We start from the raw sequence: 17,677 nt of genomic DNA, 5'->3' as shown, positions 1-17,677 counted from the left end.
CGGTTCCGGGACGGCGCGCGGGCTCCTGGGACGAGTCTGTGACGTCCCGGTGACCTGGAGAACAGGAGCGACCGGAGAGACTCAACAGTACGTGTACGACCGGACCACAGTAGGACCGGATCTTGACGCCGGGGGAGCGGAAACCCGAGGCGGGAGGGAGCACCATGGAACCCGAACGCCTCACCCGCCCGACCCCGACGCATCCGAGTGAGGGAACCGATGTCTCGACTCAGCCGTGAGAAGAAGCGTGAACAGCAGCGCGCCGAGCGGTCGGCGGCCCTCATGGCGGCGCCGATCGACGTCCACGTCCCCGGCACCGGGCCCGCGTCCGTGGGCGGCGTACCGGTCAACGCGGCCCCCGGCGAGGAACTCCAGCAGACCGTACTGAACCACCTCCACCGCATCGCCCTCGCCGCCGGCCACCCGGTCCACGCCACGATCCACGACGAGCGCATCGGCTACGTCGTCCAGCTCCGGGTCGCCCCGGACGGCTCCAGCGACTTCACGGGGGAGCCGGTACCGCTGGCTCCGCCGGAGGCAGGGCAACTGGGGCAGGTAGGGCAGGTGGGGCAAGCGGCAGAGACGGGGGTGCCGGGCGGATCGCGAGACGCGTTCGGGGCGTCCGAGGGTTCGCAGGAGTGGCCCGGCGTGCCGGACAGCTCACAGGAGAGTCACGGGGCGCCCGAGCAGTCTGCCGCGCCGGCGCCCCCGTCCAGGCCCACGCCCGCCGCCGCTCCTTCGTCCGCCCCCGCACTCCCGCCCGCGCTGCCGTCCGCCCCCGCATCCGGGATCCCGTCGACGCCCGCGCCCGCCGCATCAGCGTTCCCCCCGGCCCCCGCCCCCGCGCCCCCGGCCGCCATCGAGCCGCCGCAGCCACAGCCGCAGTCACCACCGCACCGCCCCCAGGGCGACAAGCCGGCCCACCTCCTTCACCCCGCCGCGGAGCCCCAGGACTCGCCGCCGACCTTCCGGATGAAGGCGGTCTCGGAACCGTTGCCGCTGGGCGAGAACGTGCCCACGTTCCCGCTGCGTGCCGTGCCGGAGTGGGTCGAGGACCGCGTCCCCGGGACGGTCACCGCACCGCTGGGCGAGTTCGGTCCGCCGCCGCAGATGGACGCGATCCCGCTCCCCGCCCTGCCGCCCGAGCCGGAGCCGGACGCCGACTCCAGGCCGACCCCCGCCCGGGGTTTCGACGCGGTGGCGGAAGCCGTGTTCGACGACGCCCCTTCGACGGTTCCGCCGATGCTCGCGGAGCCGATGGCGCGGATCAACGAGGCGGTGAAGGACGGCCGCATCGACGCGGCGGCCGAACTGGCGGAGCGCACCGTGGGGGAGGGCGCGCGGGCGCTCGGTCCTGAGCACCCCGAGGTGCTCCGGCTGCGCGAACTCACCTCGTACATCGCCTACTTGGCCGGCGACCCGGTCCGTTCCTTCCACCTCTCCATCGACCTCGCCCGGATCCGCCGCCACACGCGGGACGCGGAGGCGGCGTACGGCAACATCCAGAGCGCGGCCTCCGCCTGGCGCGCGGTGCGCGACCCGGAGCAGGGCCTGTCCCTCGGGCGCGAACTGATCGGCCTGTGGACGGAGTTGACGGCGGAGGACGGCCCGGCCGCCGAGGACATCGAGCAGTTGGAGGCGGCCCGGGCCCGAATGGGTCGCCTCACCGAACGCGCCCGCCGAGGCTGAGGGCACAGACAACGGGCCCGGCCCTCAACCCGAGCCCGGACCCGGACTCAGAGCTGGACCTGGACCTGGACTCAGAGCTGGACCTGGACCTGGACTCAGACCTGGACCTACTGGGACAGCGACCACACCGCGTAAGCGATCGCGTCGCTGTTGCGGTCGAGCGCGGTGTCGTTGATGTTGGCCGTCGTGTCGCAGGACGCGTGGTAGCACCGGTCGAAGGCGAGCCCCGCGGTACCGCCCCACTTGGTCGCCTGGGCGCTCGTCTTGATGTAGTCGGCGCCGCTGAACAGCCCGCCGACGGGGACGCCCGCGCTCTTGAAGGGCGCGTGGTCGGAGCGCCCGTCGCCCTCGGTCTCGATCTCCGTGGGGACGCCGATGCCGGCGTAGTAGTCCTTGAAGGTCTTCTCGATGGCCGGGTCGTCGTCGTAGACGTAGTAGCCGGGGTTGGGCGAGCCGATCATGTCGAAGTTCAGATAGCCGCTGATCTTCTGGCGGTTGGCGGTGGTGAGGCTGTTGACGTAGTAGCGCGAGCCCACCATTCCGAGCTCCTCCGCGCCCCACCAGGCGAACCGAAGGTGCTTGGTGGGCTGGTAGTTGGTCCGCGAGACGGCGAGCGCGGTCTCCAGGATGGCCGCGGAACCGGAGCCGTTGTCGTTGATGCCGGCCCCTGCGGTGACGCTGTCGAGGTGGGAGCCCGACAGCACGACCTTGTTGGTGTCCCCGCCGGGCCAGTCGGCGATCAGGTTGTAGCCGGTGCGGCTGGAGGACGTGAACTGCTGGATGGTGGTGGTGAATCCGGCCGCGTCGAGCTTGGCCTTCACGTAGTCGAGGGAGGCCTTGTAGCCGGTACGGCCGTGCGCGCGGTTGCCGCCGTTGGCGGTGGCGATGGACTGGAGCTGGGCCAGGTGGGCCTTGACGTTGGCCACGGGGATGTCGGGCGCGGCGGCGAGCGTCGGTGCGGCCGTGGGCGCGGGTGCCGCGCCGACTATGGATCCGCCAGTCAGGAGCATGACAACAGAAACACCAGCTGCGAGCTTGATGCGGGGGGCCATGTGGGGGGCTCCGGCTTCATCGGGAATCACAGGGACTCCACAGTGGATGGGGTCCCAGGATGGTGAAGCCTTGACCATTTCCACGTCAAGAGCGGTATCAGGACAGCGAGTTCACATACCGGATATCCGAGGGTGAACTCCTACTGCACGCAGAACTCGTTCCCCTCCGGATCGGCCATCACGACCCACTCCCCACCTGCCTCCTTCACCCGCCGCAGCACACTCGCCCCGAGCCCCTCCAGCCGCTCGACCTCGCCGTCCCGCAGCTCCGGGCCGGGATGCAGATCCAGATGCAGGCGGTTCTTGCCGCTCTTCGCCTCCGGCACCCGCTGGAACAGCAGCCGCCGCCCCAGCCCGGTACCGCTGCCCGCGTCGAACGGATCCGCCGGATGCCGCACAGCGATCAGATCCCGGAACGCGGCCCGCCCGAGATGCTCGACGGTCGCCTCCTTGGGCAACGCCCCGACCTCCAGCAACCGCTCGACGAGGGCGCTGTTGTCCTCGACCGAGTAGTGCAGGGCGGCGGCCCAGAAGTCGGCCTGGGCGTGCGGATCACCGGAGTCGATGACGAGCTTCCAGTGGATGGGGGTGGGAACGGCTGCGGGATCGGGCGTGGGCGCGGCTGCTTGAGTCATACGTCCACTATCCAACGCGGGTCTGACAATCTCAGCTCGACGGGTTTTCGAGGACGAGGTCAGACGTCCACCGGAGCGGCCGCAGGCACATCGGCCCGGGCCGGCTCCAACCGCCGCCGCCCCGCGGCCGCCGCCCGCCACACATCAAAGGTGAGCAGACACAGGGCCAGCCACACCAAGGAGAACCCGGCCCACCGCTCCACCGGCATCTCCTCGTGGAAGTACAGCACCCCGAGCAGGAACTGGAACACGGGCGCCAGATACTGCAGCAAGCCCAGCGTGGACAACGGCACGCGTATCGCCGCGGCCCCGAAGCAGACGAGAGGCAGCGCCGTCACGATCCCGGTCGAGGCGAGCAGCGCGGCATGCCCGGCACCCTCGCTCACGAAGGTCGCATCGCCCCGCGCCCCCAGCCACACCAGATACCCCACCGCCGGCAGGAACTGGATCGCGGTCTCGGCGGCCAACGACTCGACGCCCCCCAGATTGACCTTCTTCTTCACCAGCCCATAGGTGGCGAAGGAGAACGCGAGCGTCAACGAGATCCAGGGCGGCTGCCCGTACCCCACGGTGAGCACGACCACCGCCGCGAACCCGACCCCCACCGCGGCCCACTGCATCGGCCGCAGCCGCTCCTTCAGCAGCAGCACGCCCATGGCGATGGTGACCAGCGGATTGATGAAGTACCCGAGCGACGCCTCGACCACGTGCCCGCTGTTGACGGACCAGATGTAGACGCCCCAGTTGACGGTGATGACCGCCGCGGCCACCGCCACCAGCGCCAGCCTGCGCGGCTGCCGCAGCAACTCGCCGGCCCAGGCCCAGCGCCGTACGAATAGAAGCGCGACCCCGACGAAGACGAGCGACCAGGCCATGCGATGGGCGAGGATCTCGATCGCTCCGGCAGGCTTCAGCAGGGGCCAGAACAGCGGAACGAGACCCCACATCCCGTACGCCGCGAAGCCGTTCAGCAGTCCTATCTGCCGCTCACCCTTCGGCTTCCCGCTCACGGGCCCTCCCCCTCACCTGGTCGCACACGCACGCAGGCACGAAGGTAACGCCGAGCGCCCGCACCTGTCATGTCCGTATCGGTATACGGTCATGACAGGCGGGGTCCGCGGGTCTGACCTGGGCGTCAGCCCTTGACGGCGGCCGCGATCGCGTCGGCGAGCGGGGTGGTCGGCCGCCCGGTGAGCCGAGACAGGTCACCCGTGGCGACGACGAGTTCGCCCTTCTCGATGGAGGCGTCCACGCCCGCGAGGATCGCGACGAACGGACCGGGCAGACCGGCGCCGGCGAGAATGCCGCTGTAGGCCTCGACGGAGACGGGGCTGTAGACGATCTCCTGCCCGGTCTGCCGGCTCAGCTCGGCCGCGTACTCCGCGAAGCTCCACGCCTCGTCGCCACCCAGCTCGTACGCCGTGTTCTCGTGCCCCTCGCCGGTCAGTACGGCGACGGCGGCGGCCGCGTAGTCGGCGCGCGAGGCGGAGGAGACGCGACCGTCGCCGGCGGCCTGGACGACGGCGCCGTGCTCCAGGGCGGGGGCCAGGTTCTCGGTGTAGTTCTCGTGGTACCAGCCGTTGCGCAGCAGCGAGTAGGGCAGGCCGGAGGCCAGCAGCACCTTCTCGGTACCGCGGTGGTCGTCGGCGAGCGCGGCCGTCAGGGAGTTGGGGGCGCTGGTGTACGCGAGCAGAGCGACGCCGGCGGCCTTCGCGGCCTCGATGACGACCGTGTGCTGCTGGACGCGGCCCTTGTCGAACTCACTGCCGGAGATGAGCAGCACCTTGTCGCCGGCGGCGAAGAGGTCGTCGAAGGTCTCGGGGGCGTTGTAGTCGGCGACGGCGATCCGCACGCCCCGCGCGGCGAAGTCGGCGACCTTGGCCTCGTCCCGTACGACGGCGGTGATCTGCTCCGCCGGAACCTTCTCCAGCAGCTGCTCCACGACGTGACGGCCGAGGTGGCCGGTGGCTCCGGTGACAACGATGCTCATGATTCAGAACTCCTCAGGGGTGCGTATGCACTAACCCTAGGGGCAGCACTAACTCTCCGAAAGTACCCACTTTGAAGTAAGGTACTGGCATGCCCGTAAGTACCGCAGCCGATGCTGATGCTGATGTGAAGAGTGCCCCCGTCGACACGATGTGCCCCTACCGCCTCGTCCTGGAGCACGTCACCAGCCGCTGGGGTGTCCTGGTTCTCATCGAACTCCTCGACCGCCCGTACCGCTTCAGCGAACTGCGCCGCGCGATCGGGCGGGTGAGCGACAGGATGGTGAGCGAGAAGATGCTGACCCAGACCTTGCAGACCCTCGAACGGGACGGCCTGGTCCACCGCGACGCCAAGCCGGTGATCCCACCGAGGGTCGACTACTCCTTGACCGACCTGGGCCGCGAGGCCGCGGAACAGGTGCGGGCGCTGGCCCTGTGGACCGAACGCCGGATACCCGAGGTACTGGAGGCGCGCGAGGTGTACGACACCCGGAAAGCGGCCGCTGAGCAGGGATGACGTGCGTGTAGCGGCTCCGCCGAACGAATGCGGACGGCGCTCGCTGGGCACACACATGTCAGGGCGTCGGATGACACGAGCGCCACGTCCACCCGTGCGCCCCCTCTCCGCCTCCCGCGCCGACTTGAGTCGCCCGGCATCCTGGGGGCGGAGCGCAGTACCCAACCGCGCGCCGGCCCTCGTGCCGCCCACGAGGACTTCGATCGGCGTGCGGACGCCTACTCGGGGGTCGCATGGCCAGACAGATTCCGGATGCGCGAAGGATCGGTTCTGCAGCGCGAATGAGGAGCGGCCGGGTGCACACCCCCTTTCCACGCCAGGCTTGGCGCCGGCGGCAGGAGGAACTGGCGCTGGCCGTGCTTCACCAACTCACCTGTGTCGCCGAGGAGATCAGGAACGCCAACCTGCTGATGCTGCACCGCATCACGGCCGAGCAGGTGGACCGCGCGATCGCCGACCCCGCGCTGGCCGCAGCCATGAGCACCCTGCGCGAGCTCTCGGACCACAAGCGCCGCCAAGTCCTGTTCGTCAACCGCGAGTACAGCGCCATCCTGCTGGGGCATCGCATAGGTGCCTACGGCTGGGAGGAGCTGATCGGCCATCTGCGGGTGCTGGCTCGCAACCCGGTCTTTGCGGAGTATTGGGAAACGACTCGGGAGCACCGGCTGAGCCTGCCACGCCATTCATTAGAGGCTCGGGTGGGCGATGTCGTGAATGTAATTGTCGACGAATTAGGTGACGATCCGGACGAATGGTGGGTTGTCGGCACAGAGGATGAGCCGAATTCCTGACGTGATGTAATCAATAAGTCGACAGAGGTGATTTCCGAGCGAATGCGTGGGCTCGGTGGACGCGGTTGGGCGCATAAAGGATTCGCCCTAATTACCTCTGGGTAATCAGGTATCCTCGCGCGAGACGTGTTGCGTCCGGCCCCGTAGTCACCTGGGGCCGGACCTTCATTTGTGTCCGGACGTAGAAAGTAGAAAAGGGCCCCCGCGTGCGCAGCGAATTCCCTGTCGTCAGCATTCTCCGCCGAATCGGCGACTCGCCTCGCCAGCGAGGATCAATGACCGGCGAGACGTGTCCCGATGTGTTCGAGCTGAGCGACGGAAATTTTGCGGTCATCGGTACTGACCGAACCGAGGAACTAGACGGACTCTTGCCCGCAGACGCTGCCAGAGCCGATTACGAGCGCATTGTCGTCATCACCCGCGAAACTCTCCTCAGGGCCAAGCGGGACATCCCCGAAGCCTGACTCGGCTGATGTCGACCGACGTAAAGGGCCCGGATGACCGATCTCATCCGGGCCCTTCCGCATGTCCGTTGCCGTCAGCCCACAACCGTCCAGGTATCCCCGCCCGCCAACAGCGCGGCCAGCTCCCCCTTGCCGTTCTGTTCGATCGCCGTGTCGAGCTGGTCGCTCATCTGCGTGTCGTACACCGGCCGGTCCACGGAGCGCAGGATGCCGATCGGGGTGTGGTGGAGGGTGTCCGGGTCGGCGAGGCGGGACAGGGCGAACGCCGTTGTCGGGGAGGCCGCGTGGGCGTCGTGGACGAGGATCTGTGACTCGTTCTCCGGCGTCACCGTCACGACCTTCAGGTCACCCGTGGCCACATCCCGCACCACGCCCCGCGAACCGTCCGCCCCGAAGCGGATCGGCTTCCCGTGCTCCAGCCGGATCACCGCCTCCTCCGCCTGCTGCCGGTCCTTCAGCGCCTCGAACGCACCGTCGTTGAAGATGTTGCAGTTCTGGTAGATCTCGATCAGCGCCGTACCGGGATGCGCGGCGGCCTGCCGCAGCACCTCCGTCAGGTGCTTGCGGTCGGAGTCGATCGTCCGCGCCACGAACGACGCCTCCGCACCGATCGCCAGCGACACCGGGTTGAACGGCGCGTCCAACGAACCCATCGGCGTCGACTTCGTGATCTTGCCGACCTCGGAGGTGGGGGAGTACTGCCCCTTCGTCAGGCCGTAGATCCGGTTGTTGAAGAGCAGGATCTTGAGGTTGACGTTCCGGCGCAGGGCGTGGATGAGGTGGTTGCCGCCGATGGAGAGGGCGTCACCGTCACCGGTCACCACCCACACGCTCAAGTCCCGCCGGGAGGACGCCAGTCCGGTCGCGATCGCCGGCGCCCGGCCGTGGATGGAGTGCATCCCGTACGTGTTCATGTAGTACGGGAAACGGGACGAGCAGCCGATGCCCGAGACGAAGACGACGTTCTCCTTGGCCAGCCCCAGCTCCGGCATGAAGCCCTGGACGGCCGCCAGAATCGCGTAGTCACCGCAGCCGGGGCACCAGCGCACTTCCTGATCGGACTTGAAGTCCTTCATGGACTGCCTGCCCTCGGCCTTGGGGACGAGAGAAAGCGCCTCGATCGTGTCCGTGCCTTCCGTGGACGTCTCAGCCATCGATGGCCTCCTTGAGAGCCGTGGCGAGCTGCTCAGCCTTGAACGGCATGCCGTTGACCTGGTTGTACGAGTGGGCGTCGACCAGGTACTTCGCCCGGACCAGCGTGGCGAGCTGACCGAGGTTCATCTCGGGGATCACGACCTTGTCGTAGCGCTTCAACACCGCGCCCAGGTTCTTCGGGAACGGGTTGAGGTGCCGCAGATGGGCCTGCGCGATGGCCTCCCCGGCCCCGCGCAGCCGCCGCACCGCCGCCGTGATCGGCCCGTACGTCGACCCCCAGCCCAGCACCAGCGTGCTCGCCCCGTGCGGGTCGTCGACCTCCAGATCGGGCACGTCGATGCCGTCGATCTTGGCCTGCCGGGTGCGGACCATGAAGTCGTGGTTGGCGGGGGAGTACGAGATGTTGCCGGTCCCGTCCTCCTTCTCGATGCCGCCGATGCGGTGTTCGAGGCCGGGGGTGCCGGGGATCGCCCAGGGGCGGGCGAGGGTCTGCGGGTCGCGCTTGTAGGGCCAGAACACCTCGGTGCCGTCGTCGAGGGTGTGGTTCGGTCCCTGCGCGAACTGCACGGTCAGGTCCGGGAGTTCGTCCGTCTCCGGGATCCGCCAGGGCTCCGAGCCGTTGGCCAGATAACCGTCGGAGAGAAGGAAGACGGGAGTGCGGTACGTCAGCGCGATACGCGCCGCCTCCAGGGCCGCCTCGAAGCAGTCGGCCGGCGTCCTCGGCGCGATCACCGGAACCGGCGCCTCACCGTTGCGGCCGAACATGGCCTGGAGCAGATCGGCCTGTTCGGTCTTGGTGGGCAGACCGGTGGACGGCCCGCCGCGCTGGATGTCGATGACGAGGAGCGGCAGTTCGAGGGAGACCGCGAGCCCGATGGTCTCCGACTTCAGTGCCACACCCGGACCGGAAGTCGTGGTGACCCCCAGCGAACCGCCGAAGGCCGCGCCGAGCGCCGCGCCGATGCCCGCGATCTCGTCCTCGGCCTGGAAGGTCCGTACGCCGAAGTTCTTGTGCCTGCTGAGCTCGTGCAGGATGTCGGAGGCCGGGGTGATGGGGTAGGAGCCGAGGAAGAGGGGCAGGTCGGCCTGGCGGGCGGCGGCGATCAGGCCGTAGGCCAGGGCGAGGTTGCCGGAGATGTTGCGGTAGAGGCCGGGCGGGAACGCGGTCGCGGCCGGGGCGACCTCGTAGGAGACCGCGAAGTCCTCGGTGGTCTCGCCGAAGTTCCAGCCCGCGCGGAACGCGGCCAGGTTCGCCTCGGCGATCTCGGGTTTCTTCGCGAACTTCGTCCGCAGGAACTTCTCGGTCCCCTCGGTCGGCCGGTGGTACATCCACGACAACAGGCCCAGCGCGAACATGTTCTTGCTGCGCTCGGCCTCCTTGCGGCTGAGGTCGAACTCCTTGAGCGCCTCGACCGTCAGCGTGGTCAGCGGCACCTCGTGGAGGCTGTAGCCGTCGAGCGAGCCGTCCTCCAAGGGGGAGGCCGCGTAACCGACCTTCTGCAGCGCCCGTTTGGTGAACTCGTCCGTGTTGACGATGATCTCCGCGCCGCGCGGCACGTCGGCGATGTTCGCCTTGAGCGCGGCGGGGTTCATGGCGACGAGCACGTTGGGCGCGTCGCCGGGGGTGAGGATGTCGTGGTCCGCGAAGTGGAGCTGGAAGGAGGAGACGCCCGGCAGGGTGCCGGCAGGGGCGCGGATCTCGGCGGGGAAGTTCGGCAGTGTCGAAAGGTCGTTTCCGAAGGACGCCGTCTCCGAGGTGAAGCGGTCGCCGGTGAGCTGCATCCCGTCACCGGAGTCCCCCGCGAACCGGATGATCACCCGGTCCAGCCTGCGTACGTCCTTCGCGCCCGTCGGTTTGCGCTGCTCTCCCACGACGGCTTCGTCGGCCTGTTCCGCTGTCCTGCTGACCTGGCTGGTCACTGAACTGGACCTCCTTCGAGGCGGCTGTCTGGGACCGGCCTTCCCGCAGGCCTTCCCAGGATCAACCCTACGTCCGTTAGGGTCGCCTTCCCTCGGCCATTCGCATGATGGACGCGGTTTTGAGACGGTCCGCCGCCCTGACTTGTCATGATTTCTCGCCCCCCGACGCCTCCTTGTGGAGACGCTCTGCATGTCTCCGCGGTTTCTGACTAAGTGTCAGCCCGTCAGGAGTTCAGATAGGTGAGCACCGCGAGAACACGCCGGTGATCCCCGTCACTCGGAGACAGTCCGAGCTTCAGAAAGATATTGCTGACGTGCTTCTCGACCGCGCCGTCGCTGACCACCAGCTGCCGGGCGATCGCCGAGTTGGTCCGCCCCTCGGCCATCAGCCCCAGCACCTCCCGCTCCCGTGGTGTGAGCCCGGCGAGCACGTCCTGCTTGCGGCTGCGCCCGAGCAACTGCGCGACCACCTCGGGATCCAGCGCGGTGCCCCCCTGGGCGACCCGCACCACGGCGTCCACGAACTCGCGCACCTCGGCGACCCGGTCCTTGAGCAGATAGCCCACCCCGTGACTGGAACCGGCCAACAGTTCGGTGGCGTACCGCTCCTCCACATACTGTGACAGCACCAGCACACCGAGTCCCGGATGCGCCTTCCGCAGCTGTACGGCGGCCCGCACCCCCTCGTCCGTGTGCGTCGGCGGCATCCGCACATCGGCGACCACCACGTCCGGCAGCTCGCCCTGTCCGTCCAGCTCCGTAATGGTCTTGATCAACGCGTCCCCGTCCCCGACCCCGGCGACGACCTCATGTCCGAGGTCGGTCAACAACCGGGTCAGGCCCTCCCGAAGCAGCACTGAATCCTCGGCGATGACCACCCGCACCCTGTCCTCCACGATCTTTGGCCCCCCGAGCCCGACTCCGACCACCGCACCGACCAAGTCGGCCCCCGCGGCAGCTCCGGTGGTCCAGCATTCCAGCAATCCCATCCCACTGCGCCCGACGAACGCGAATCAGCGGGAAAAGGCGCACGGTAGGACGGGTTTCGGGGGGTTCATTTCAGGTCGGGGCCACATCTCCGGACGCTGGCGCACACGCCTCGACGCCGGTGAGCATTTTCCAGCCCGTCCGGCGTTTGAGGACAAGGCCCCTTCAGGGCCGTCGGGGGCGAGAACCGCCCCAGGTCACCCCACCGCCCGCCAGGGCAACTCCGCAGTCACCCGAGTAGGCCCTCCAGCGGGCGAATCCACCACCAAGATCCCATCAACGGCATCCAACCGCTCGGCCAACCCCCCGAGCCCCGAGCCCCCGGACGAATCCGCCCCACCCACCCCGTCATCCACAACCTGCACCATCAGCCGGTTCTCCACCCGCCACACATCCACGGCCGCCCAAGTAGCCCGCGAATGCTTACTGATGTTCTGCAGCAGCTCGGACACGGTGAAGTAGGCGATCCCCTCGATGGCCGGCGCAGGCCGAGCCGGCAGATCCACCTCCACCTGCACCGGCACGGTGCACCGAGACGCCACCGAGGACAACGCCGCATCCAGCCCCCGGTCCGTCAACACCGCCGGATGAATCCCCCGAGCCAGATCCCGCAGCTCCTGCAACGCCGTCTTCACCTCACCGTGCGCTTCCCCCACCATCCGGGCCGCCGCTTCCGGGTCCTCCGTCAGCTTCTCCTTCGCCAGCCCCAGATCCATCGCCAACGCCACCAACCGCGCCTGCGCCCCGTCATGCAGATCCCGCTCGATCCGCCGCAGATCCGCCGCCGCCGTATCGACGACGACCCCCCGGTCCGACTCCAGCTCCACCACCCGCGCGGACAACCGCGTCGGCCCGAGCAACCCCTGCACCATCACCTGGTCCACCGTCGTCAACGCCCGCACGATCCAGGGCGTGGCCAACGTGAACAACAGCCCCACCAACGCGGTCACGGTGATCTCGAACGGGTTGTTCAGGTAGATGTTGTGGGTCCCGTCGCCGTACAGCTGAAGCCCGTCCTGACCGGCGTACACGGGAAAGACCCAGAACCACAGCGGATACGTCAGCGCCGCCCACCCGTACGCCCAGAAGTTCAGCGCGATGACGAACGAGAACACCGACCACGGGAACTGCAGCACCGCGTACAGCAGCGAGCGCCACGACGTGCCGCTCTTCAGCACGGCACCCACCCAGGCCAGCACGCCGGACTTCCTCATCCGCAGCGGCTCCGGGTCGGCCACCTCCACGCCCAGCAGGCTCCGCGCCCGCACCCGCTCCATCGCCCCGAACCCGCGGCAGCCGGCCAGTCCCGCCGCCAGCACGGGAACCCCGAGGAAGGTCACCAGCAGACCCGCGCCGAGGGCCACCATCGTGACCGCGTAGGTGAACAGCACGATGCTGATCGGCAGGCTCAGCAGTACGTACCCGAACGCACGCCAGGTGCGTCCCTCGAACGGTGCCCGCAGCCCGGCGGGCAGCCGGTGCCGGCGCTCACCGGCGACGGAGAGCCCGCTGTCGAAACCGTGCCCGTCCCCGTAGCCCTGTCCGTACTCCGTGGCCATCGACGTCGTCCCGTTCTCTCGTCCTGCGGCTGTCCCGCCGTAGCTCCACCCTCCTGCGTCGCAGGTCCGCGAACCATGGAGTCCGTCGGCCTCTTGGACGGGGGGTTTTCCCTACCTCCGCGGTGGCTCTACGCCGATCCGGGCGTGCGGTCCCGCCAGGGCAGTTCCGCCGTGACGGTGGTCGGGCCGCCGGTCGGCGAGTCGAGGACGAACAGCCCGTCGACGGCACCCAGCCGGTCCGCGAGCCCCCGCATCCCCGTACCGCCGTCGAGGCGCGCGCCCCCGCGCCCGTCGTCCTCGACCTGGATCAGCAGCCGGTCCGCGGACCGCCACACCTCCACCGAGGCCGTCCGCGCGGCACTGTGCTTGCTGATGTTCTGCAGCAGCTCGGAGACGGTGAAGTATGCGATGCCCTCGATCGCGGCGGCCGGCCGGGCGACGAGGTCGACCGTCACCTTCACCGGCACCGTGCAGCGCGAGGCCACCGACGACAGCGCGGCGTCCAGGCCCCGGTCCGTCAGCACCGCCGGATGGATGCCCCGGGCGAGATCTCTGAGCTCCTGCAGCGCCAGCTTCACCTCGCCGTGCGCCTCCGCGACCATCACCGCGGCCGTGTCCGGGTCCTCCAGGAGCTTCTCCTTGGCGAGACCGAGCCCCATCGCCAGATTGACCAGACGGGCCTGCGCCCCGTCGTGCAGATCACGCTCGATACGCCGCAGATCGGCGTTGGCCGTGTCGACCACGACCCCCCGGTCCGACTCCAGCTCGGCGATCCGCTGCTCCAGCTCGTCCGACGGCGACAGCAGGCCGCGCACCATCGCCCGGTCGGCGTTGGCCAGCCCCCGCGCGATGAACGGCAGCACCGGCCACAGCACGAACAGCGAGGTCAGCGTGATGGTGAAGGTGAGGATGCCCCAGGGCAGCCGCATGAAGTCGTACAGAATCGTGCGCCAGCCCACCGGGTCCTTCAGAGTCATCCACAGCCATGGCAGATAGCCCCTGCGCCGCTTGGGCAGCCGACTGGGCTCCTCGATCCGCATCCCGAGCAGCTTCCTGGCCCGCGCCCGCTCGAACCGGCCCAACTGCCGTGCGCCCAGCAGCCCGAGCGTCAGCAGCGGGAACCCGATCACCGTGAGGGCCAGCATGCCTCCGGAGAACAGCACCGCCACGGTGTAGGTGAAACCGACCACCGACACCGGAAGGTTCGCCAGCAGATGCGCGATCTCCTTCCAGGTGTGCCGGTCGTAGGCGAAACGGGCGGGCGGCGGACGGTCGTCGTGCTCCGGTTGCTCCGGCAGCGCGGCTTCCCGGGCGGGCGTCGGGAACGAGAGGCGTTCGGTCATATGGGCTAGCGTGCCGCCCACCGCGCCCTCGCGCCATGAGGAGGACCGCCAGGTTCCCCTGGGGAAAACCCCACCCCCCGGCACGGTCGTCGGTGCCGCCCCGGCATATCGAGCAGATCTCAAGCCTGACGGGCTGCTTACCGTCTCTTTATCAGGGCCTAGACTCCCGTCCGTAGAGATCGCAGATCGTCGAACAGCAGCAGCTATCGTCGAACAGCAGCGAAGGGACGGACGCGGACGTGCGGGAACCGACTGTCCTCGATCCGACCGTCGTCGTCGCGGCGGACTACTTCGAGTCGTACTCGGTCGTCGGACTGCTCGCCGTCGTCGGCGTGCTCTTCGTAGCCGTCGCCTTCGGCGCCGGCCGCCTGCTGAGACCGGTGGTCCCCACCCCCGAGAAGCTCCTGACCTACGAGTGCGGAGTCGACCCCGTCGGCGAGGGCTGGGCCCACACCCAGGTCCGCTACTACGTCTACGCCTTCCTCTACGTCATCTTCGCCGTCGACTCGATCTTCCTGTTCCCCTGGGCCACGGTCTTCGCCGCCCCCGGCTACGGTGCGACGACCCTCGTGGAGATGTTCATCTTCCTCGGCTTCCTCGCCGTCGGCCTGCTGTACGCCTACAAGAAGGGCGTCCTGGCATGGACGTGACGCCAGAAGTGACCTCGTCCTCGCCGGAGCCGGTGTACCTCCCCGAGCCGAAACGCCTGGGCGCCCTCGCCCGCCTCGCCCCCGAGCCGATGAAGGTGGTCCTCAACTGGGGCCGCCGCTACTCCCTCTGGGTCTTCAACTTCGGCCTCGCCTGCTGCGCCATCGAGTTCATCGCCGCGTCCATGGCCCGCCACGACTTCATCCGCCTCGGCGTCATCCCCTTCGCACCCGGCCCGCGCCAGGCCGACCTGATGGTCGTCTCCGGCACGGTCACGGACAAGATGGCCCCCGCGGTCAAGCGCCTCTACGAACAGATGCCCGAACCGAAATACGTCATCTCCTTCGGCGCCTGCTCCAACTGCGGCGGCCCCTACTGGGACTCCTACTCCGTCACCAAGGGCGTCGACCAGATCATCCCGGTCGACGTCTACGTCCCCGGCTGCCCACCCCGCCCCGAGGCCCTCCTCCAGGGAATCCTCAAACTCCAGGAGAAGATCGCCCGCGAGTCCCTGGCGGAGCGCTACGGCGCAGCCCCGGCCCGCCCGTCGACAGCGGCCCTGCAGAGCGACCTGGTGAAGCCCCCGCCGACTCCCTCGGCCGAGGGGGACGCGCGATGACCCTGGTCGGCTGGCTCCCCGCCCCCGCCGAAGAACTCTTCGGTACGGAGGCCACCGCCGAGGAGTCCTACGAGGTCCTGACGGTCGACGTCCCGCCCGCCACCTGGCTCACCGCACTGCGAGTGGCGCGCGACGAACTGGGCTGCACCTACTTCGACTGGCTCAGCGCCGTCGACGAACCGGGCACCGGCTTCCGGGTCTCCGCCCACGTCGTGGCCCTCTCGCCGGTCCGCCGCCTCCTGGTGCGCACCACGGTCCCGCACGAGGCACCGGCCCTCGCCTCCGCCGTCGACGTCTACGCGGGCGCCGCCTGGCATGAACGCGAGACCCACGAGATGTTCGGCGTCGTCTTCGACGGCCACCCCGCCCTGGACCACCTCCTCCTCCCGGAAACCTTCGAAGGCCACCCCCTGCGCAAGGACTTCGTCCTGGCGGCCCGCGTAGCCAAGGCCTGGCCCGGCGCCAAGGAACCGGGCGAGTCCGACCACGGCGGCCCCAAACGCCGCCAGACCCTCCCCCCAGGCGTCCCCGACCCCAACGAGTGGGGCCCCCAAAAGGGCCAACTCCCTCCGGCCCCGACCCGCCCGGCCCGAGCAGCCGGCCGAGCCCCGGGCCGCGCGGCGGTCGAACGCCCCGCCGGTGCCACAGCCGACCGTCCAGCCCGAGCCACAGGCGACCGCCCGCCCCGCCGCACCCGCACGGCCGGGGATGGCTCCGCCAGCCAGGCGGGGGCTGGTCCGGCGGAGGGTTCGTCGGCACCGGCAACCGAGGGTGCTTCGTCGGGCGCGGCACCGGCAGTTGGTACGTCGGGGGAGACGCCGACGCCTGGTTCGGCTCCGGCCTCACCCTCCTCGCCACGGCGTAACCGCACCGCGTCCGAGGGCTCGGCCGGCCAGACGTCACCGGGAGCCGAGAGCACGGGCAGCGCTCCCGCAGGCCCCCGCCGGAGCCGCAGTGCCTCGCAGGGTTCCGCCAGCCAGCAGCCCGCGACCACTCCGGAACCGGAACCGTCGTCCGACGACCAGAGCGAGTCCGCCGCACCGCCGAAGGCACCCACGACTCCTCGCAGCCCAGACGCCCCGTGGCACCACGCCCGCCCGGCCTTCGACGCCCCGAAATCCAGCCCAGAACCACCGTCGGAATCCGCGGAGTCCACCTCGGATGCCGCTTCGGAAGTCGCTTCGGGAGCGGAACAAGCCCCCGATCCGAAGGCGCCCCACGCAGCTCAGGCGCCCCAAGACCCTGAGGCCCCCGAGGAGTCCGCCCCGAATCCCGAAGCCGCCCCCCAAGCCCCAAGCCCCAAAGCTCCAACCCCCGAAGACCCCGCAGGAGGCCCGCAGTGAACGACGCTCTCGACGTCGCCCTGCGACTCCTGATCGTCTTCGTCGTCTTCCTCACCTTCCCCCTCATCGTCGGTCAGACCGAGCACAAGGTCATGGCCCACATGCAGGGCCGCCTCGGCCCGATGTACGCCGGCGGTTTCCACGGCTGGGCCCAACTCGTCGCGGACGGCGTCAAGTTCGCGCAGAAGGAAGACGTGGTCCCGGCGGGCGCGGACCGCCGTATCTTCCAACTCGCCCCCGCCGTAGCCCTCCTCCCGTACCTGATCGTCCTGCTGGCCATCCCCATCGGCCCCGGCGAGGGCGCGGTCGGCCAAGTCATCGACGCGGGCATCTTCTTCGTGCTCGCGGTGATGGGCGTGGGCGTCCTCGGCTCACTCATGGCCGGGTGGGCCTCCGCCAACAAGTTCTCCCTCCTGGGCGGCCTGCGCACCGCCGCCCAACTCCTCGCCTACGAACTCCCGATGCTGCTCACCGCCGCCTCGGTGGCCATGGCGGCCGGCACCGTCTCCCTCCCCGGCATCCTCGACGCCTTCGAGTGGTGGTGGCTGCCCTGGCAGATCGTCGGCGCGATCGTCTTCTTCGTCGCCGGCCTCGCCGAACTCCAGCGCCCGCCCTTCGACATGCCCGTCGCCGACTCGGAGATCATCTTCGGCGCCTACACCGAGTACACCGGCCTGCGCTTCGCCCTGTTCCTCCTCGCCGAGTACGCCGGAATCATCGTTCTGTGCGGTCTGACCACCGTCCTTTTCCTGGGCGGTTGGCACGGTCCCTGGGGTGCCGACGGCCTCGGCTGGGTCTGGACCCTGCTGAAGACGGCCGTCCTGGCCTTCGTCGTCATCTGGCTCCGCGTCACCTACCCCCGCCTGCGCGAGGACCAGCTGCAGAAACTCTCCTGGACTCTCCTGGTCCCCCTCTCCCTCGCCCAGATCGCCCTCACCGGCATCGTCAAGGTGGTGATCTCCTAACC

Annotated in this window: 17 protein-coding genes; 8 read left to right on the top strand and 9 right to left on the bottom strand. The window is 69.3% G+C overall.

All coding sequences use genetic code 11. From position 1 onward, the window contains the following. Window positions 1–219 precede the first annotated feature (219 nt). On the top strand, window positions 220–1,689 hold the full coding sequence (locus M2283_RS24795; RefSeq protein WP_280878540.1) for a tetratricopeptide repeat protein: 1,470 nt from the start codon (window positions 220–222) through the stop codon (window positions 1,687–1,689). Between the two features lie 107 nt (window positions 1,690–1,796). On the opposite strand, the gene M2283_RS24790 is transcribed toward M2283_RS24795, so the two are convergent. From M2283_RS24790 to M2283_RS24775, 4 genes are all read right to left on the bottom strand, one after another. Continuing rightward, window positions 1,797–2,699 (bottom strand): M28 family metallopeptidase, encoded by a 903-nt coding sequence (locus M2283_RS24790; RefSeq protein WP_432423117.1) that lies wholly within the window; start codon window positions 2,697–2,699, stop codon window positions 1,797–1,799. 182 nt (window positions 2,700–2,881) lie between these two features. Beyond that, a complete protein-coding gene (locus M2283_RS24785) occupies window positions 2,882–3,376 on the bottom strand; it encodes a VOC family protein (protein ID WP_280878538.1) in 495 nt (164 codons plus the stop codon). A gap of 59 nt (window positions 3,377–3,435) precedes the next feature. Beyond that, window positions 3,436–4,386, bottom strand: a complete 951-nt coding sequence (rarD, locus tag M2283_RS24780; RefSeq protein ID WP_280878537.1) for an EamA family transporter RarD — start codon at window positions 4,384–4,386, stop codon at window positions 3,436–3,438. Window positions 4,387–4,511: 125 nt separating this feature from the next. Next, complete coding sequence (locus M2283_RS24775) at window positions 4,512–5,366, bottom strand: SDR family oxidoreductase (protein WP_280878536.1); 855 nt, start codon at window positions 5,364–5,366, stop codon at window positions 4,512–4,514. Window positions 5,367–5,455: 89 nt separating this feature from the next. Here M2283_RS24775 and M2283_RS24770 point away from each other — a divergent pair, with 89 nt between their 5' ends. The 3 genes from M2283_RS24770 to M2283_RS24760 all read left to right on the top strand — a co-directional run bounded on the left by M2283_RS24770 (window position 5,456) and on the right by M2283_RS24760 (window position 7,136). After that, window positions 5,456–5,881, top strand: coding sequence for a winged helix-turn-helix transcriptional regulator (locus M2283_RS24770; protein WP_280878535.1), 426 nt, complete (start codon window positions 5,456–5,458; stop codon window positions 5,879–5,881). Between the two features lie 296 nt (window positions 5,882–6,177). Next, entirely contained in the window at window positions 6,178–6,672 is a 495-nt protein-coding gene (locus M2283_RS24765) for a DUF6082 family protein (RefSeq protein ID WP_280878534.1), read from the top strand. 275 nt (window positions 6,673–6,947) lie between these two features. Next, window positions 6,948–7,136, top strand: coding sequence for a hypothetical protein (locus M2283_RS24760; RefSeq protein WP_280878533.1), 189 nt, complete (start codon window positions 6,948–6,950; stop codon window positions 7,134–7,136). 74 nt (window positions 7,137–7,210) lie between these two features. Here M2283_RS24760 and M2283_RS24755 read toward each other — a convergent pair whose 3' ends face one another. The 5 genes from M2283_RS24755 to M2283_RS24735 form a co-directional block, all read right to left on the bottom strand. Then, complete coding sequence (locus M2283_RS24755) at window positions 7,211–8,290, bottom strand: 2-oxoacid:ferredoxin oxidoreductase subunit beta (protein ID WP_280878532.1); 1,080 nt, start codon at window positions 8,288–8,290, stop codon at window positions 7,211–7,213. After that, the gene (locus M2283_RS24750; RefSeq protein WP_280878531.1) at window positions 8,283–10,211 is read right to left on the bottom strand and encodes a 2-oxoacid:acceptor oxidoreductase subunit alpha; all 1,929 of its coding nucleotides are present in this window, start codon (window positions 10,209–10,211) and stop codon (window positions 8,283–8,285) included. Before M2283_RS24750 ends, M2283_RS24755 begins: the two co-directional genes overlap by 8 nt. 224 nt (window positions 10,212–10,435) lie before the next feature. Beyond that, on the bottom strand, window positions 10,436–11,095 hold the full coding sequence (locus M2283_RS24745; protein WP_280878733.1) for a response regulator transcription factor: 660 nt from the start codon (window positions 11,093–11,095) through the stop codon (window positions 10,436–10,438). 300 nt (window positions 11,096–11,395) lie between these two features. Then, the gene (locus M2283_RS24740) at window positions 11,396–12,757 is read right to left on the bottom strand and encodes a sensor histidine kinase (protein WP_280878530.1); all 1,362 of its coding nucleotides are present in this window, start codon (window positions 12,755–12,757) and stop codon (window positions 11,396–11,398) included. A gap of 128 nt (window positions 12,758–12,885) precedes the next feature. Next, window positions 12,886–14,100 (bottom strand): sensor histidine kinase, encoded by a 1,215-nt coding sequence (locus tag M2283_RS24735; protein WP_280878529.1) that lies wholly within the window; start codon window positions 14,098–14,100, stop codon window positions 12,886–12,888. Window positions 14,101–14,339: 239 nt separating this feature from the next. Here M2283_RS24735 and M2283_RS24730 point away from each other — a divergent pair, with 239 nt between their 5' ends. The 4 genes from M2283_RS24730 to M2283_RS24715 are packed head-to-tail and all read left to right on the top strand — an operon-like array spanning window position 14,340 to window position 17,675. Beyond that, entirely contained in the window at window positions 14,340–14,750 is a 411-nt protein-coding gene (locus M2283_RS24730) for an NADH-quinone oxidoreductase subunit A (protein ID WP_280878528.1), read from the top strand. Continuing rightward, window positions 14,741–15,367: an NADH-quinone oxidoreductase subunit B gene (locus M2283_RS24725; protein ID WP_280878527.1), complete on the top strand. Its 627-nt coding sequence runs from the start codon at window positions 14,741–14,743 to the stop codon at window positions 15,365–15,367. The genes M2283_RS24730 and M2283_RS24725 overlap by 10 nt, the downstream gene beginning before the upstream one ends. After that, window positions 15,364–16,710 carry an NADH-quinone oxidoreductase subunit C gene (locus M2283_RS24720; RefSeq protein WP_280878526.1) on the top strand — a complete coding sequence of 449 codons (1,347 nt, stop codon included), beginning with the start codon at window positions 15,364–15,366 and terminating at the stop codon, window positions 16,708–16,710. Before M2283_RS24725 ends, M2283_RS24720 begins: the two co-directional genes overlap by 4 nt. Continuing rightward, a complete protein-coding gene (locus M2283_RS24715; RefSeq protein ID WP_280878525.1) occupies window positions 16,707–17,675 on the top strand; it encodes a complex I subunit 1/NuoH family protein in 969 nt (322 codons plus the stop codon). Before M2283_RS24720 ends, M2283_RS24715 begins: the two co-directional genes overlap by 4 nt. Window positions 17,676–17,677 lie beyond the last annotated feature (2 nt).

Source organism: Streptomyces pseudovenezuelae (genome assembly GCF_029892565.1).
Classification (GTDB): domain Bacteria; phylum Actinomycetota; class Actinomycetes; order Streptomycetales; family Streptomycetaceae; genus Streptomyces; species Streptomyces pseudovenezuelae_A.
This window is presented reverse-complemented; position numbering and strand designations above follow the sequence as displayed.

Bases quoted from the DNA above. Each gene is read 5' to 3' on its own strand.
- M2283_RS24760 (WP_280878533.1), top strand. From the start codon at position 6,948: ATGACCGGCGAGACGTGTCCCGATGTGTTCGAGCTGAGCGACGGAAAT.
- M2283_RS24790 (WP_432423117.1), bottom strand. From the start codon at position 2,699: ATGCTCCTGACTGGCGGATCCATAGTCGGCGCGGCACCCGCGCCCACG.
- M2283_RS24770 (WP_280878535.1), top strand. From the start codon at position 5,456: ATGCCCGTAAGTACCGCAGCCGATGCTGATGCTGATGTGAAGAGTGCC.
- M2283_RS24755 (WP_280878532.1), bottom strand. From the start codon at position 8,290: ATGGCTGAGACGTCCACGGAAGGCACGGACACGATCGAGGCGCTTTCT.
- M2283_RS24785 (WP_280878538.1), bottom strand. From the start codon at position 3,376: ATGACTCAAGCAGCCGCGCCCACGCCCGATCCCGCAGCCGTTCCCACC.
- M2283_RS24775 (WP_280878536.1), bottom strand. From the start codon at position 5,366: ATGAGCATCGTTGTCACCGGAGCCACCGGCCACCTCGGCCGTCACGTC.
- M2283_RS24740 (WP_280878530.1), bottom strand. From the start codon at position 12,757: ATGGCCACGGAGTACGGACAGGGCTACGGGGACGGGCACGGTTTCGAC.
- M2283_RS24720 (WP_280878526.1), top strand. From the start codon at position 15,364: ATGACCCTGGTCGGCTGGCTCCCCGCCCCCGCCGAAGAACTCTTCGGT.
- M2283_RS24725 (WP_280878527.1), top strand. From the start codon at position 14,741: ATGGACGTGACGCCAGAAGTGACCTCGTCCTCGCCGGAGCCGGTGTAC.
- M2283_RS24735 (WP_280878529.1), bottom strand. From the start codon at position 14,100: ATGACCGAACGCCTCTCGTTCCCGACGCCCGCCCGGGAAGCCGCGCTG.
- M2283_RS24795 (WP_280878540.1), top strand. From the start codon at position 220: ATGTCTCGACTCAGCCGTGAGAAGAAGCGTGAACAGCAGCGCGCCGAG.